The 15,633-nt window shown below is 71.6% G+C and carries 12 protein-coding genes; all 12 read left to right on the forward strand.

The window, feature by feature from the left end:
* The first annotated feature begins 467 nt into the window (after positions 1-467).
* The 12 genes from CHF16_RS20200 (at position 468) to cydD (ending at position 15,598) form a co-directional block, all read left to right on the forward strand.
* The gene (locus CHF16_RS20200; protein WP_089327640.1) at positions 468-1,802 is read left to right on the forward strand and encodes an iron-containing redox enzyme family protein; all 1,335 of its coding nucleotides are present in this window, start codon (positions 468-470) and stop codon (positions 1,800-1,802) included.
* Positions 1,803-1,984: 182 nt separating this feature from the next.
* Positions 1,985-2,419, forward strand: a complete 435-nt coding sequence (locus tag CHF16_RS20205; protein ID WP_179271612.1) for a Rieske 2Fe-2S domain-containing protein — start codon at positions 1,985-1,987, stop codon at positions 2,417-2,419.
* A gap of 31 nt (positions 2,420-2,450) precedes the next feature.
* Entirely contained in the window at positions 2,451-3,602 is a 1,152-nt protein-coding gene (locus tag CHF16_RS20210) for a 50S ribosomal protein L11 methyltransferase (protein ID WP_089327641.1), read from the forward strand.
* Positions 3,599-5,011, forward strand: coding sequence for an iron-containing redox enzyme family protein (locus tag CHF16_RS20215; protein ID WP_089327642.1), 1,413 nt, complete (start codon positions 3,599-3,601; stop codon positions 5,009-5,011). The genes CHF16_RS20210 and CHF16_RS20215 overlap by 4 nt, the downstream gene beginning before the upstream one ends.
* The gene (locus tag CHF16_RS20220) at positions 5,004-6,116 is read left to right on the forward strand and encodes an amidinotransferase (protein WP_089327643.1); all 1,113 of its coding nucleotides are present in this window, start codon (positions 5,004-5,006) and stop codon (positions 6,114-6,116) included. The genes CHF16_RS20215 and CHF16_RS20220 overlap by 8 nt, the downstream gene beginning before the upstream one ends.
* 32 nt (positions 6,117-6,148) lie before the next feature.
* Positions 6,149-7,414 carry an ATP-grasp domain-containing protein gene (locus CHF16_RS20225; protein WP_089327644.1) on the forward strand — a complete coding sequence of 422 codons (1,266 nt, stop codon included), beginning with the start codon at positions 6,149-6,151 and terminating at the stop codon, positions 7,412-7,414.
* Positions 7,411-8,670 carry an MFS transporter gene (locus CHF16_RS20230; protein WP_089327645.1) on the forward strand — a complete coding sequence of 420 codons (1,260 nt, stop codon included), beginning with the start codon at positions 7,411-7,413 and terminating at the stop codon, positions 8,668-8,670. Before CHF16_RS20225 ends, CHF16_RS20230 begins: the two co-directional genes overlap by 4 nt.
* A 60-nt stretch (positions 8,671-8,730) precedes the next feature.
* The gene (locus CHF16_RS20235) at positions 8,731-9,999 is read left to right on the forward strand and encodes an ATP-grasp domain-containing protein (RefSeq protein WP_143228064.1); all 1,269 of its coding nucleotides are present in this window, start codon (positions 8,731-8,733) and stop codon (positions 9,997-9,999) included.
* On the forward strand, positions 9,996-11,282 hold the full coding sequence (locus tag CHF16_RS20240; protein ID WP_089327647.1) for a hypothetical protein: 1,287 nt from the start codon (positions 9,996-9,998) through the stop codon (positions 11,280-11,282). Before CHF16_RS20235 ends, CHF16_RS20240 begins: the two co-directional genes overlap by 4 nt.
* 223 nt (positions 11,283-11,505) lie before the next feature.
* On the forward strand, positions 11,506-12,921 hold the full coding sequence (locus CHF16_RS20245) for a cytochrome ubiquinol oxidase subunit I (protein WP_089327648.1): 1,416 nt from the start codon (positions 11,506-11,508) through the stop codon (positions 12,919-12,921).
* Between the two features lie 11 nt (positions 12,922-12,932).
* A complete protein-coding gene (cydB, locus tag CHF16_RS20250) occupies positions 12,933-13,952 on the forward strand; it encodes a cytochrome d ubiquinol oxidase subunit II (RefSeq protein WP_089327649.1) in 1,020 nt (339 codons plus the stop codon).
* A complete protein-coding gene (cydD, locus tag CHF16_RS40935; RefSeq protein WP_218826748.1) occupies positions 13,949-15,598 on the forward strand; it encodes a thiol reductant ABC exporter subunit CydD in 1,650 nt (549 codons plus the stop codon). The genes cydB and cydD overlap by 4 nt, the downstream gene beginning before the upstream one ends.
* The last annotated feature ends 35 nt before the right edge of the window (positions 15,599-15,633 follow it).

A 15,633-nucleotide genomic window follows, 5' to 3' on the forward strand; every position in this document is an offset into this window, starting at 1 on the left:
TCGCCCTCGGCTCCGGCATGCCCGCGACGGGCCCCGGAAGCGTGCGAACCCCCAGGTAAGGGCACGGTTACACCGGCGCGCGCCGGCGACCGGGCGACCGGATGGGTGCTGTCCACAGCCCCGAGTTTCGGACATGACCGAAACTCGGGGCCCCGTCGCGCCCCAGCTCACGGGCGTACTCAAAGTCTCTGGCAGTCATTGATCATCCCGATGACCTTTGTTAACGTGCCGACCGCGCAGGGCAAACAGCACTCTCACTTATCGTGAGAATACGTTTTCACTGCGTTATCCCGCCACTCCACCGACCCCTCGCCAACCTAACTACCACCGTTCTTCTAGGTTTCGGCCCGACACAATCGGGCCAGCACTCCCTCCTACACCACGACATCAACCAGTCAGGTGAACGGTCTAACTAAATGACAGTCCAGTCTCAGTCACATCCTGCCAAAGAGCTCCCCGGCGGCACCTTGGGCGAGCGGGTCCGCGCGTTCGCGGGCAGCCCGCTGTTCGGCGGAGACGCCGACGTGCTGCACGGGCCCAACCCCTACCGCCGGATGCTCTTCCCCGCCGCGCTGGCCGAGGCGGACTTCGAGCGCCCGCCGGGCGCCGGCGAGTGGCCGGCGCACCGCTCCCTCGCCGCGCACCGGATGCTCGGTACCTGGTACGAGGCCGAGACGGTGCTGCTGCCCGAGCAGGGCCTGGCCGGCCTGCACGACGACTTCGACCTCTTCTACGGCCGCGACCTGCGCGAACTCCGCGAGGGCACGGTCTCGGAGCTGGAACGGTTCGCGTTCGGCTGCCTGGACGAGGCGGTGGACGTCAGCGGCGCCGCCACCCCCGAGGTGCTGGAGACCTACTTCCGGCACGTGGTGGCCGAGGCCGAGAACGGGTCGTCGCCGGCCCTCACCGCCGTCGCGAACGCCCGCGACCGGGAGAGCGCCGCGGACCTGTACCTGGTGCAGCTCGCCCTCGACGGGCTCACCGAGGCGTCCGCGATGTCGCGCAACCTCGCCGGCGCCTACGGCCCCGAGCAGTCCGCCCTGTTCAAGATCTTCATCGATGAATTCGGCTACGGGGTCTACGACGCCAAACACACCACGATCTTCGCCAAAATGCTGCGCAGCCGGTCCATGGCGACACATGTGCACGCCTACTGGAACTTCTACCTGACCGGCCCGCTGGCGACGAACAACTACTATTACTACCTGTCCCGTGATCATGCCAAGTTCTTCCGGTACGCGGGTGCGGTCACCTATGCCGAAGCGGTTTTCGCGCCCGCGTTCGTAGAAATGGTGCAGGTTTTCCGCGGCATATTCGGCGACGCCGTCGATCTGCATTACTGCGATGAGCACGCGCACATCGACGAGCACCACGGGCGCATCACCCGGGACCAGGTGCTGCTGGCCCTGGCCGAGCGGCACGGCCCGCGCGTCGTCCCGGAGCTGATGCGCGGCATCGCCGAGGCCCGCCTCATCGGCGGCTGGTTCGAGGACGACACCGCGGCGCAGATCCGCTGGGCCGACGACCTCCCCCGCCACCGCGACCTCGCGAGGCAGGCCCAGATCACCGGGACGCGCCGGGTCGCGCCGGCGCCCGGGGCCCCGTTCGGCACGCGCGTCCACGACGACGACACGGTGCTGGAGATCGAGCGGGGCGAGGCCGAACTGATCACCACGCCGACCGGGCCTCCGGAGCGGCTGGAACGCGGTGACGCCGTCCTGATCCCGGCCGGCCGGCTCTACGGGGTGAAGCCCGTCGCGGCCGAGACCGCCTGGCTGCTGCACACCGCCGCTCCCGGCTGATCGTCCCCCCGCCGCGCATGGCGAGGGCGGTCCCCGCCGTCCCCGCCATGGCTCCCTGCCCGCATGCCTCCCCGCACGCATGCCTCCCCGCCTTCATGTCCCCCTGCCTTCATGTCCCCCTGCCCGCACGCCCGCGCACGCCCCGTCCGTCCCCGGCGGCGGCCGATCGACACGAGGAGCCCATGGGCCGCGTCATCGTCATGGATCTGAGCCGACACAACACCCTGCTGGTCGGCCATGACCGCTACTTCGTCCTCCAGTCGGACGGGCGGCCGCTGCTCGTCCACGACTACTGCCCGCACCGGGGAGGGCCGCTGAGCCTGGCCCGCCTCACCCCGGACGGGCGGCGGCTGAGCTGCCCCTGGCACGGCACGAAGGTCGGGGTCGCCGCGGTCCGGCGCACCTGCCTGCCGATGGTGCGCAGCGGGGACGAGGCCGTCGTCGTGCTCCCCGACGACGGCGACGACACACCGGTCTCGGTCATCCACCGCGAGATCCTCGCCAACCTGCCACCGGACACGCCCCCCGCCGAAACCGCGCCCTGCGCCGCAGGCCCCGCCGAACCCGTACCGGCCGAACCCGTACCGGCCGAACCCGTACTGGACGCGGGCCGATGAACACACCCGTGAGAACCGAGGAGGCACCGTCGTGACGAGGACGCACGATTCGGACCCGGCCGCTCGCGGCCCGGAGGAGCGCACCGGGCTGGAGCTCGGCGCGTTCCTCGACTGGGGCCGCGACCTGCACCACCAGGGACGCTACGAGGACGCCGTCAAGGCGTTCGAGCTGATCCTCGGCGTGGACGGCGGCAACGAGGAGGCCCTCATCGGCCGGAACCGGGCGGTGCGCCGCGCCGTCCCGCGCTGGCACTGGGAGATGCTGCACGACGAGGAGCGCGCCGAGCTGTACGACCGGGCGATCCGGCAGGCGGTCGCGGCCGACCCCGACGCGCTGGTGCTGGACATCGGCGCCGGGTCCGGGCTGCTCGCCATGATGGCGGCGCGCGCCGGCGCCCGCGAGGTCGTGGCGTGCGAGGGGCAGCCGTCCGTCGCCGAGACCGCGGCGCGGGTGGTCAGCGCGGCCGGGTACGACGACGCGGTCACCGTCGTGTCGAAGATGTCGACCCGGATGAGCGTGCCCGAGGACCTGCCCCGGCGGGCCGGCCTGCTCGTCACCGAGATCGTCGACTGCGGGCTGCTCGGCGAGGGCATCCTCGGCACGATCGAGCACGCCCGCGAGCACCTGCTCGCCCCGGACGCGGTGATCATGCCGTCGCGGGGCCGGATCATCGCGCAGCTCGTCGAGAGCCAGGCCCTGCACCGCAAGAACCACGTGGGCAAGCTGTACGGCTTCGACCTGGCGCCGTTCAACCGGCTGTCGTCGCTGGAGTACTTCGACTCGCGGCTGCACCGGCACGAGCACCGCGTCCTGTCCGAGCCGGTGACGGTGTTCGAGTTCGACTTCCGCACCGCCGACGCCCGCCCGCGCCGCACCGAGCTGCGGATCGAGCCGACGGCGGCGGGGACGCTGCACGCGGTCGTGTTCTGGTTCGAGATGGAGCTGCTGCCGGGGATCACGGTCGGGAACCCGCCCGGCCGCGACTCGCACTGGAAGCAGGCGATCCAGTGCCTGCCCGCACCGCGGCGCGTCCAGCCGGGCGAGCCCGTGGTGCTGGACGCGGCGCACGACGGCGAGTGCGTCCGCTTCGAGGTCGCCGCTGGCGCCGCGCCCGCCGGGGAGCCCGCCCGCGAGCCCGCCGCCCGTCCCGCCGCCCACGCCGAGTTCGAGGTGGTGTCATGACCACGGCCACGACCGACGCCCTCGCGGCGTACTGCGGGCAGCGCCTCTTCCGGCCCGGCCCGGAGGTCTACATCGAGGGCAACCCGTACCGGCGGCCGGTGGGCCCGCCGGACGTCGCCGGCCTCGACTTCTCCGTCCCCGCGACCGAGGCCGGGTTCCTCGGCCGCGGCCAGCTCGTCGCCGGGCGCCTGCTGTGCAACGCCTACGAGAGCGACATGATCCTGCTGCCCGCCGCCGGGCTGGCCTCCGCCAAGGACGACTTCGACCTCTTCTACAGCGACGAGGTGCGGCGGCTGCGCGACAGCGTCCGCCCGGGACTGGAGCGGTACGCCTTCTCCTTCCTGGACGACGCCGTGAAGGTCCCGCCCGTCCGGACGTTCGACGAGCTCCAGGAGTACTTCCTCGCCGAGGTCGGCGGAGCGGGCGCGCCCGCGGACGACTCCGGGGTGAACCCGGCGGTGGACCTCTCCGCGCCGGTGACCGGCACCATGCGCGCCATCACCGAGTGCCGCCACCCCGAGGAGGCGGCGGCGCTGCACCTGATCCAGCTCGCGCTGGACGCGCTGACCGAGGCGTCCGCGATGGCGCGCAACCTCGGCGGCTCCTACGGGGTCGAGCAGTCCGAGCTCTTCAAGATCTTCAACGACGAGTTCGGGTACGGCCTGTACGGCGCGAAGCACAGCACGATCTTCAAGGAGATGCTGGCCAGTGTCGGGCTGCGCACCGACCTGCACGCGTACTGGAACTTCTACCTCACCAGCTCGCTGGTCGGGGTGAACTACTTCAACTGGCTCACCGAGGACCACCGCGGCCTGTTCCGCTACATGGCCGCCGTGACCTACCTGGAGTGGCTGTTCGCGCAGGGGTTCGCCGACACCGGCAGGATGCTCCGCGCCGTCTACGGCGACCGGGTGGACGCCAAGTACTGCGACGAGCACGCGCACATCGACGTCCACCACGGGCGGATGACCTACGAGAACCTGCTGCTCGGGCTGGCCCGCACGCACGGCGAGCTGGTGATCCCCGAGCTGGTGCGCGGCATCGAGGACACCAAGCTCCTGCTGCGCCTCGGCGACGAGGACTTCCGCGCCCAGATCGCCTGGGCCGACACCCTCGACGAGCACACCGAGGCCGGCGGGTCGCTGGCGACCGCCGCGCAGGACGACGCCGTGACCACCACCCTGCGCCCGGACAGCCCGTTCTGTACCGACGTGTACGAGTCCGACCGCCTCATCGAGATCACCAGCGGCGACGTGGACGTGTACGCGTGGGCGACCGACCGCCCGCACCGGCTCGGGGCGGGCGACGTCCTGCTGGTGCCGCGGAGCCGGCTGCACGGCCTGAAGGCCGCCTCCCCCGAGGCGCGCGTGACCGTACGGACCATCGAAAGGACCTCCCGCGATGACTGAGAGCCCCACGGCCCCCGCGAGCCCGGTCGGCTCGTACAACGAGTGGGACCCGCTGGAGGAGGTGATCGTCGGCGTCATCGACGGCGCCGCCGTCCCGCCGTGGCATCCGGCGATCGAGGCGACCGTGCCGCCCGAGGCGTGGGACTTCTACCGGCGCAACGGGGGCGGCGGGTTCCCGCCCGAGCAGGTCGAGGCGGCCCGGGAGGAGCTGGACGGGTTCGTCGCCATCCTGGAGGGCGAGGGGGTCACGGTCCGGCGGCCCGACCCGGTCGACCAGTCCCGCTCGTTCGGCACGGCCGACTGGTCGTCCACCGGCGGGTCGTCGCACACCTTCCCCCGCGACATCGCGCTCGTCGCCGGTGACCAGATCGTCGAGGCGACGATGGGCTGGCGCTCGTACTACTTCGCCACCCATCCGTTCCGGACGATCTTCAAGGACTACTTCCGGCGCGGCGCGCGCTGGGTGGCCGCGCCGAAGCCGCAGCTCACCGACGCGTCCTACAACCCCGGCTACGCGGCGGCCAAGCCGGAGACGCCGTCGCCCGACGACCCGTTCCCGGACGAGACGTCCGTCATCACCGAGTTCGAGCCGATCGTGGACGCGGGCGACTTCATGCGGTTCGGCCGCGACATCCTCGTCCAGCGCAGCCACGTCACCAACCGGTTCGGCATCGAGTGGACGCGGCGGCTGCTCGGCGACGAGTTCCGGGTGCACGAGGTCGCGTTCATCGACGACCACCCGATGCACCTCAACGCGACGTTCGTCCCGCTGCGGCCGGGCCGGGTGCTGATCAACCCGGAGCGGGTGCGGGAGCTGCCGGAGATGTTCGCCGGCTGGGACACGGTGGTCTGCCCCGAGCCGGCCATCCCCGCCGACCAGACCATGTACTTCTGCAGCCGCTGGATCGCGATGAACACGCTGATGCTCGACCAGGAGCGCATCTTCGTCGAGGCGCAGGAGACCGAGCTGCTGCGGCTGCTGGAGAAGGAGGGCTTCACGCCCATCCCCGTCCCGTTCCGCACGGTGAACACGTTCGGCGGCGGCTTCCACTGCGCCACCCTCGACATCCGCCGCCGCGGCACCCTCGAGGACTACTTCTCCTGATCCCCGAACCCACGCCCCCGAACGAGGTCCGCATGCCGCACAAACCGACGGGCGACGACCGCCCGCTCCTACTGCTGGTCGCCAGCAGCTACTGGGTCTACCGCAAGTACATCCTGGAGTCGGTGTCGGCGCGGTACCGGCTCTGGCTGCTGAACCCGACCCCCGCCACCTGGGAGGACCCCTACATCGTCGGCCACACCGTCGTCGACTGCCTCGACCTGGAGAAGCTGACGGCGGCGGCCCGCGAGGTCGCCCGCGACCACGAGGTCGCCGGGGTCTTCTGCTACGACGAGGTGTACATCGAGACGTCCGCGCACCTCAGCGCGGCGCTCGGCTTCCCCGCCCTGGACCCGGCGGCGGTGGCGCGGTGCCGCGACAAGTCCGCGGCCCGCGCCGCGCTGCGGGACGCGGGGCTGCCGCAGCCGGCGTCGCGGGCCGTCTCGTCCCTGGAGCAGGCCCGCGCCTTCGCGGCCGAGGTCGGCTACCCGCTGATCGTCAAGCCGCGGAACCTGGGCGGCAGCCTCGGCCTCAGCAAGGCCGAGGGGCCGGACGATCTGGACGCGGCGTTCGCGCTCGCCGACGGGACCCGGATGGGCGGCATCCGGCAGTTCGACGACTACGTGATCGTCGAGGAGTTCCTGGAGGGGCCGGAGGTCTCCGTCGAGTGCGCCCTGTTCCGGGGCGAGTGCACGCCGCTGATCGTGGCGCGCAAGGTGCTCGGCGGCAGCGGCGACCTGGCGTTCGAGGAGATCGGCCACGACGTCTACGCGGGCGACCCGCTGCTGTCCGATCCGGAGTTCCGCGACACGCTGTCCCGCGCCCACGCCGCCGCCGGGTTCACCGACGGCTTCACCCACATCGAGTTCAAGCTGACCCCGGACGGCGCGCGGCACGTCATCGAGATCAACGCGCGGCTGGGCGGCGGGATGATCCCGCACCTGGGGCGGCTGACCTCCGGCGTGGACGCCCCGCTCGCGGCGGCGGACGTGGTCGCCGGACAGGCCCCGGCCGTCTCGTTCCCCGAGCCGCGGCGCGCCGCCTCCATCCGGTTCGCCTACCCGCCCTACGACATGGAGGTCACCTCGGCCACCGCGCACCGCGAGCTGATGCGCCCGCCGCTGGTGGAGCTCGCCGTCGGGGTGGAGCCGGGTACCCGGGTCCGGCGCCCGCCGCACGGGCTGGCCCGCATCGGCTACGTGATCGCGGTCGGTGAGACGCTGGAGGAGACCGCCGCCGCGATCGGCGACGCGAGCCGGTTCTTCACCTTCGAGGGGACCAGGTTGGAGCCCGTGTCGTGAGCTCCGCCGAGCACCCGACCGTCCTGGCCACGCTCCGGGAGATGAACGGGACCGTCCGGATCCTGGTCATCGGCACGCTGATCAGCAACCTGGCCACGTTCCTGAACGCGTTCCTGGTGCTGTTCCTCACCGACGAGGGGTTCACCGCCTGGGAGAGCGGCGTCGTGCTGACCGCGCTGATGGTCGGCCGGATCTCCGGCTCCGCGGTCGGCGGCGCCGTCGCCGACCGGGTCGGCTACCGCGCGGTGATCGTCGGCTCCATGGCCGGGACGGCCGTCCTGACGGCGGCGCTCGTGCACGTCCCGGAGGTGTGGACCGCGTCCGTCGTCGCGGCCGGCGCCGGGCTGACCGCGCAGGCGTACCGTCCCGCCTCGATGGCGTGGATCGTGGAGTTGACGCCGAAGAACCAGCAGGTCATGGTCTTCTCGGTGCTGCGGCTGACGTTCAACGTCGGCGCGACCGTCGGCCCGATGGGCGCCGCGCTGCTGCTGACGTACGCCTCCTACGGCACGCTGTTCTACGTGGACGCGGCGACGTCGCTGGCCTTCGGCGTCGTCGCCTACGCGGCGCTGCGGTCCAACGCCGAGCCAGAGGCCGCCGCCAAGGCGTCCGACGGCAAGCACGGCGGGTACGGGCAGGTGCTCGCCGACCGGCGGTTCATGCTGGTCGTCCTCGGCCTGTTCGTCACCGCGGTGACCTACATCCAGTCGTCGGCCGCGCTGCCGCTGTTCGTCACCGGCTCCGGCCACGACGAGCGGGTGTACGCCACCCTGCTGACGGTCAACGGGTTCATCGTCATCGCGTTCGAGGTGCTGCTGTCCAAGTGGCTCCAGCGGCTGCCGATCGGGCTGCCGATGACGATCGGGATGGCCGTCCTCGGCATCGGCCACCTGCTCTACACCGGGCCGACGCCCGTCGCGCTGCTCCTGCTCGCGACCGTCGTGTGGACGTTCGGCGAGGTCATCGCGGCGCCGTCGATGATGGCCTACCCCGGCCTCGTCGCGCCGCCCGCGCTGCGCGCCCACTACATCGCCGCGGCGACGATCCCCCAGCAGGTCGGCTACGCCGTCGGCCCCATGATCGGCGTCGCCGCGTGGCACGCCTGGGGCGCCGGGGTGTGGGTGCTGACCGGAGCGCTGGGGCTCCTCGGCGCCGGGCTCGTCGCGGCCGGCGCCGACCTCCGGCGCCGCCGCCCGCAGGACGGGCCGGACGAGGCGGAGCTGGCACCCGCCGGCACGAAGGAGGGCGGCGACTGACGGACGTCCGGCGGCCGACCGCCCAGCTCAACGGATCAACCAGAAGACAAGGTGAACATCATGGATAAACCAGTCGTGGCGATAGTGGGGCCCTTCACCTCGTCGGCGATGGTCGCGCCCGCGCTGCGCGAGGCGGGGTTCAGCCCGGTGGCCGTGATGGACTACACGGGGCCCGCCCTGGCGCCGCTGCAATCCTCGCACGACCCCGGCAACTACGACGCCATCATCAACCACCACGGCGACATGGCGGAGACGATCGCGCGGCTCGGCGCGCTGAAGCCGATCGCGGTCTTCCCCGGCATCGAGGCGGTGCTGCGCCCGGCGCAGGAGCTCTCGGACGCGCTCGCGCCCGCGACCTCCAACGTCCCGGAGCTGGTGGACGCCCGGCGCCACAAGTACCAGATGCACCAGGCGCTGGCGAAGGCCGGGCTGCCGGTCCCGCGGCAGATCTCCACGACCGACCCGGACGAGGTCGCCGCGTGGATCGAGCGGGAGGGGCTCGCGGGCCACGACCTCGTCGTCAAGCCGCCGACCAGCGCCGGCACCGTCGGGGTGAGCCGGGCGCCGGGCGGGCAGGGCTGGCGCGAGCTGTTCACCGCGATGCTCGGCACCCACGACAAGCTGGACGTGCTGGCCGAGGAGGTGCTCGTCCAGGAGATGATGACGGGCACCGAGTACGCCATCGACACCGTCAGCCACGACGGCCGGCACTCGATCACCGACATGATCAAGTACAAGCGGGTGCCGTACGGCGAGGGCATCGCGGTGTACGACAGCGTGGAGTGGCTGCCCTACGACACCGACGCCTACGGCGAGCTGATCGAGTACGCGTTCGGCGCCCTGGACGCGGTCGGCCTGCGCAACTGGGCCGCGCACACCGAGATCATGATGACTCCGGACGGGCCCCGGCTGCTGGAGGTCAACGCGCGGCTGGCCGGCGCCGGCAACCCGGCGGTGACCAAGATCGCGACGGGGGAGAGCCAGGTCACCCGGATCGTGGACGTGTGCCGCGGCCTCGGCCCGGAGCTGCCGCCCGGCTACACGCTGCGGCGCAACGTGATGGCGGTCTTCCTGATGTCGCACTCGACGGGCATCGTGCGCAACGCCGAGATCTACGACCGGGCCCGCGAGCTGTCGAGCTACCACTCGCCGGTGCACGTCGTGAGCACCGGCGACCACGTGGACGCCAGCACCGACCTGTTCGCCACCATGACGATGGGCTACATCATCCTCGCGCACGACGACCTGGAGCAGATCTACGCCGACCGCGAGGCCATCCGCAAGATCGAGGAGGAGCTCATCGTCGAGCCGGTGGAGAGCGCCTCGTGAACGTCACCCGGAAGTACCTGGAGGCCGGCGAAGGCGGCCCCCTGCGCGACGCCGTCGCGAACGCCGAGCTGCCGCCGGTGTTCGAGGCGGCGTGGCGGAAGTACCTGGCGACCCGTCCCCTGTTCGCCCCCGAGGACCGGACGCGCCAGGCCGCCGACGACCTCGCCGGGCTGTTCCGGCTGATGGCGTCGCTGCCGGACCGCCTGTTCGACGGCGACCGCCGCCGGTTCTGCGCGGCGATCGGCGCGGACGCGCGCCGCACCGCCCTGATGACCCAGTTCGACGGGGAGCCCATCCTGTACGGGCGGGCCGACCTCTACGACGACGGGTCCCGGTTCCGGCTGCTGGAGTTCAACGTCGGCAGCGAACTCGGCGGCGTCGACATGAGCGAGCTCAACCGCGCCCTGCTCGCCGACGCGCCGTTCGCGGAGTTCGCCGCCGAGCACGGCCTCGGCACCGTCGACACCCCGGCCGAGATCGCGCGCCAGTTCGTCCGGGCGACGGGCAAGGAGTCGCCCGTCGTCGCGACGCTGGAGGCGATCGGCGGCATGGCGAAGTACGAGTCCCTGCACCGCTCGTTCCAGGAGTCGATGAAGCGGTACGGCATCGACCTGCTGCTGGGCGAGCTGGGCCAGGTGGAGGCCAGGGACGGCGGGCTGTACCTGCAGGGCCGCAAGATCGACCTCGTCCTGCGGTACTTCTCCGCCCACCAGATCGCCCGGGACCCGCGCAACGACGAACCCGCCGAGACCCTCATGCGCGCCTACGCGGACGGCCACGTCGTCCTCTGGACCCCGCTGACCGCGTCCATGTTCTCCTACAAGAGCTGCATGGCCCTGGTCTCCGACCCCGAGGCGCGCGCCGAGTTCACCGCCGACGAGAACGCCCTGATCGACCGGATCCTGCCGTGGACGAGGACCCTCACGCCGGAGCTGGCCGACCAGGTCCGCGCCGAGCGCGAGCACCTGATCCTCAAGCCGTTCGCGGGCCTGTCGGGCCAGGGCATCCGCGCGGGCTGGGACGAGACCGACCGGGAGTGGGCCGAGACGGTCGCCGCGTGCCTGAAGGAGGACTACATCGTCCAGCGCCGCGTCGTCCCGGCGACGGAGCCGATGCTGAACGCGGAGACCGGCGCGGTCGAGGACTGGCTGAGCGTCTGGGGGCTGTTCGTCTTCCCGGACGGCTACGCGGGCGCGTTCTGCCGGGCCGTGCCGTCCGGTGCCGGGTCGGTCGTCAACCTGGGCACGCCCGGGGCGAGGGTGACCTCGGCTTTCCACTACTGACGGCGCTACTGACGGCGCTCTCTCCGCTCAGGCGGGGGTGATGCGCGGAAGGCCCGTCCGGGAGGGGCGTCCCGGGCGGGCCTTTCGTGTGAGCGATCTTACGACACCTAGTAGTACTACAGCCCGTAGTATGTCTGACGGGAAGTAGTACTACAGCTTGTAGTAGATCAGCTCGACGTGGATCCAGCCTGTAGGAGATCCGCCCGGAGAGGCATCACGCGCCATGGACTCGGTCGACATCGCACGGTGGCAGTTCGGGATCACCACCGTCTACCACTTCTTCTTCGTCCCCCTGACGATCGGGCTGTCCGCGCTCGTCGCGATCCTGGAGACGGCCTGGCTCCGCACGGGCAGGACGCGCTACCTGCGCGCCACCAAGTTCTGGGGCAAGCTCTTCCTGATCAACTTCGCGATGGGGATCGTCACCGGCATCGTGCAGGAGTTCCAGTTCGGAATGAACTGGAGTGACTACTCCCGCTTCGTCGGCGACATCTTCGGGGCCCCGCTCGCCATCGAGGGGCTGCTCGCCTTCTTCGTCGAGTCGACCTTCCTCGGCCTGTGGATCTTCGGCTGGGACCGGCTCGGCGGCAGGCTGCACAACGCCTGCATCTGGATCGTCCACGTCGGGACGCTGCTGTCGGCCTACTTCATCCTCTCCGCGAACTCGTGGATGCAGCACCCCGTCGGCTACCGCGTCGACGAGGAGTCCGGACGGGCCGTCCTCACCGACTTCTGGGCCGTGCTGACCAACCCGACGCAGCTCGTCGCGTTCCCGCACACGATCACGGCGGCGTTCGTCACCGGCGGCATGTTCATGGCCGGCGTCAGCGCCTGGCACCTCGCCCGCCGCAAGAACGCCGAGGTCTTCCGGCCGTCGCTCAAGCTCGCCCTCGTCGTCACCGCGATCGCCTCCATCGGCGTCGCCGTCACCGGTGACCTCCAGGGCAAGGTCATGACCGAGCAGCAGCCGATGAAGATGGCCGCCGCCGAGGCCCTCTACGAGACCGAGCAGCCCGCGTCGTTCTCCCTCGTCACCATCGGAACGCTCGACGGCGACGAGGAGATCTTCGGGATCAAGGTCCCGCGCGTCCTGTCGTTCCTCGCCACCGGCACCTTCGACGGCGAGGTCAAGGGCATCAACGACGTCCAGGCCGCCGAGGAGGCCCGCTACGGGCCCGGCGACTACCGGCCGAACATCCCGATCGCCTACTGGAACTTCCGGATCATGTCCGGGGTCGGCATCCTCACCATGCTCGTCTCGCTGGCCGGGCTCTGGCTGCTGCGGCGCGGGAGGCTGCCGTCCAACCCGTGGGTGTACCGGATCGGCGTGCTGTCGCTGACACTCCCCTTCATCGGCAACTCCGCCGGCTGGATCTTCACCGAGATGGGCCGCCAGCCCTGGTCGGTGTTCGGGGTGCTGAAGACGTCCGCGAGCGTCTCGCCCGGAGTGTCGCCGACGTCGATGCTCATCTCCGTCGTCTCGCTCACCGCGCTGTACGCCGTCCTCATGGTCATCGAGGCCGGGCTGATGCTCAAGTACGCCAAGGCGGGGCCGCCGGACGAGCACGAGGTGCTGCCCCCGCCGCCGTCCGATGACGACGACTCCGACGCCGAGCGCTCGCTCGCGTTCGCCTACTGAGGAAACCGGCCATGGAACTCACCACCGTCTGGTTCATCATCATCGCCTTCCTGTGGACGAGCTACTTCTTCCTGGAGGGGTTCGACTTCGGCGTCGGCATGCTGCTGCCCGCCCTCGGCCGGACCGACGTCGAGCGCCGCGTCGTCATCAACACCATCGGGCCCGTCTGGGACGGCAACGAGGTCTGGTTCATCGTCGCCGGCGCCGCCACGTTCGCCGCGTTCCCCGAGTGGTACGCCACCCTGTTCAGCGGCTTCTACCTGCCGCTGCTGCTCATCCTGCTGGCACTGATCATCCGCGGGGTCGCGTTCGAGTACCGCGGCAAGAAGGACGACGCGCGCTGGCGGGCCCGCTGGGACAAGGCGATCTTCTGGGGCAGCCTGGTGCCCGCCTTCCTGTGGGGCGTCGCGTTCGCGAACATCGTCCGGGGCGTCCCGCTGGACGCCGACCACGAGTACGCCGGCACGCTCGCCGACCTCCTCAACCCGTACGCGCTGCTCGGCGGGCTCACCACGACGATCCTGTTCGTCCTGCACGGGGCGGTGTTCCTGGCGCTGAAGACGTCCGGGAGCATCCGCTACCGGGCGCGGCGCATCGCGGAACTCGCCGCCGTCGCCGCCATCGCCGCCGGCGGCGCGTTCCTGCTGATCACGCAGGTGCAGCACGGCAAGCCGGTGACGTGGCTGACCGCCGCGGGCGCCGCCGCCGGGCTGGTCCTCGCCGCCGCCGCCAACCGGAACGGGCGCGAGGGCTGGGCGTTCATCGGCACCGGCGCCGCCATCGTGCTCGCCGTCGCGACCCTGTTCACCGCGCTGTTCCCGGACGTGATGCCGTCCACGCTGGAGTCCGGCGGCCTGACCACGCAGAACGCCGCGTCGACCGCCTACACGCTCAAGATCATGACGTGGGTCGCCGCGGTGTTCACCCCGATCGTGATGATCTACCAGGGCTGGACGTACTGGGTGTTCCGCAAGCGGATCGGCACGTCCCAGATCCCCGCCGCGCCGAAGAAGCCGGAGGCCGTGCGGTGAAACCGCTCGATCCCCGGCTGCTGAAGTACGCCCGGACGACACGCGTCTTCCTGCTGTCGTCCGTGGCGCTCGGCACCGCCACCGCCGGGCTGATCATCGCGCAGGCCACGCTGCTCGCCGACATGCTCGACCGGGCCTTCCTGCACGGCGCCGCCCTCGCCGACCTGCGCACGCCGCTGCTGCTCCTGCTGGCCGTCGTCCTCGGCCGCACCCTGGTCGCGTGGCTGCAGGAGGTCGCCGCGCACCGCTCGTCCGCCGCGGTCAAGTCGCAGCTGCGCGGGCGGCTGCTCGCCCGCGCGGTCGGTCTCGGCCCGCGGTGGCTCTCCGGCGAGCGCACCGGCGAGCTGGCCACCCTCGCCACCCGCGGGATCGACGCGCTCGACGACTACTTCTCCCGCTACCTGCCGCAGCTCGTCCTCGCGGTGCTCGTCCCCGCCGCCGTCGGGTTCCGGATCCTGCTCGGCGACTGGCTGTCGGCCGTGACGATCGCCGCGACGCTGCCGCTCATCCCCGTCTTCGCGATCCTCGTCGGGCTCACCACCCAGAAGAAGATGGACCGGCAGTGGCGGACGCTGTCCGTCCTCGCCGCCCACTTCCTGGACGTCGTCGCCGGGCTGCCCACGCTGAAGATCTTCGGCCGGGCGCGGGCGCAGGCGGACCGGATCCGCGAGGTCACCGACCGGCACCGGCGCGCCACCATGTCCACCCTGCGCATCGCGTTCCTGTCGGCGCTCGTCCTGGAGCTGCTGTCGACGCTGTCGGTCGCGCTCGTCGCCGTCTCGATCGGGCTGCGGCTCGTCGAGGGCGGGCTCTCGCTGGAGACCGCGCTGCTCGTCCTGATCCTCGCGCCGGAGGCGTACCTCCCGCTGCGGCAGGTCGGCGCGCAGTACCACGCGAGCGTCGAGGGCCTCACGGCCGCCGCCCGCGTCTTCGAGGTGCTGGAGACGCCGCTGCCCGCGACCGGCACCCGCACGGACGTCCCCGACCTCTCCCGCGCGACGCTCCGGCTGGAGAAGGTCACGGTCGCCTACGACCGCGGGCCCGCCCTCGCGGACTTCTCGCTGACCGTCCACCCGGGGGAGACCGTCGCGCTGGTCGGGCCGAGCGGCGCCGGGAAGTCGACCGCGCTGTCGGTTCTGCTCGGGTTCGTCCAGCCGGACTCCGGACGCGTCCTGGCCGACTGGGACGACCTCGCCGAGTTCTCGCCGGACGCCTGGCGCGCCCAGATCGCCTGGGTCCCGCAGCGCCCCCACCTGTTCGCCGGGACGGTCGCCGAGAACATCCGGCTGGGCCGCCCGGCGGCGACCATGGCGTCCGTGCGCGCCGCCGCCGAGGCCGCGAACGCGCTGGAGTTCATCGAGGCCCTCCCCGCGGGCTTCGACACGCCGCTCGGCGAGCGGGGCGCCGGACTGTCCGCCGGCCAGCGGCAGCGCCTCGCGCTGGCCCGCGCCTTCCTGCGCGACGCGCCGCTCCTGCTGCTGGACGAGCCCACCTCGAACCTGGACGTGGAGAGCGAGGCCGCGGTCATCGACGCCGTCGAGCGGCTGAAGGCGGGGCGGACCGTCGTCCTCGTCGCCCACCGCCCGGCGCTGACCACGCTCGCCGACCGCGTGGTCACCCTCGCCCCCGCGGAGGTGGCGGTATGAGCGGCGCCGCGGCCCATGATTCACGTGAAACCTCG

This window comes from Actinomadura meyerae (assembly GCF_900188445.1).
GTDB lineage: Bacteria > Actinomycetota > Actinomycetes > Streptosporangiales > Streptosporangiaceae > Spirillospora > Spirillospora meyerae.

What these genes read in the sequence shown, in the direction of transcription:
- cydB (WP_089327649.1), top strand. Translation starts at nt 12,933, where the DNA reads ATGGAACTCACCACCGTCTGGTTCATCATCATCGCCTTCCTGTGGACG.
- CHF16_RS20245 (WP_089327648.1), top strand. Translation starts at nt 11,506, where the DNA reads ATGGACTCGGTCGACATCGCACGGTGGCAGTTCGGGATCACCACCGTC.
- CHF16_RS20225 (WP_089327644.1), top strand. Translation starts at nt 6,149, where the DNA reads ATGCCGCACAAACCGACGGGCGACGACCGCCCGCTCCTACTGCTGGTC.
- CHF16_RS20220 (WP_089327643.1), top strand. Translation starts at nt 5,004, where the DNA reads ATGACTGAGAGCCCCACGGCCCCCGCGAGCCCGGTCGGCTCGTACAAC.
- CHF16_RS20205 (WP_179271612.1), top strand. Translation starts at nt 1,985, where the DNA reads ATGGGCCGCGTCATCGTCATGGATCTGAGCCGACACAACACCCTGCTG.
- CHF16_RS20215 (WP_089327642.1), top strand. Translation starts at nt 3,599, where the DNA reads ATGACCACGGCCACGACCGACGCCCTCGCGGCGTACTGCGGGCAGCGC.
- CHF16_RS20235 (WP_143228064.1), top strand. Translation starts at nt 8,731, where the DNA reads ATGGATAAACCAGTCGTGGCGATAGTGGGGCCCTTCACCTCGTCGGCG.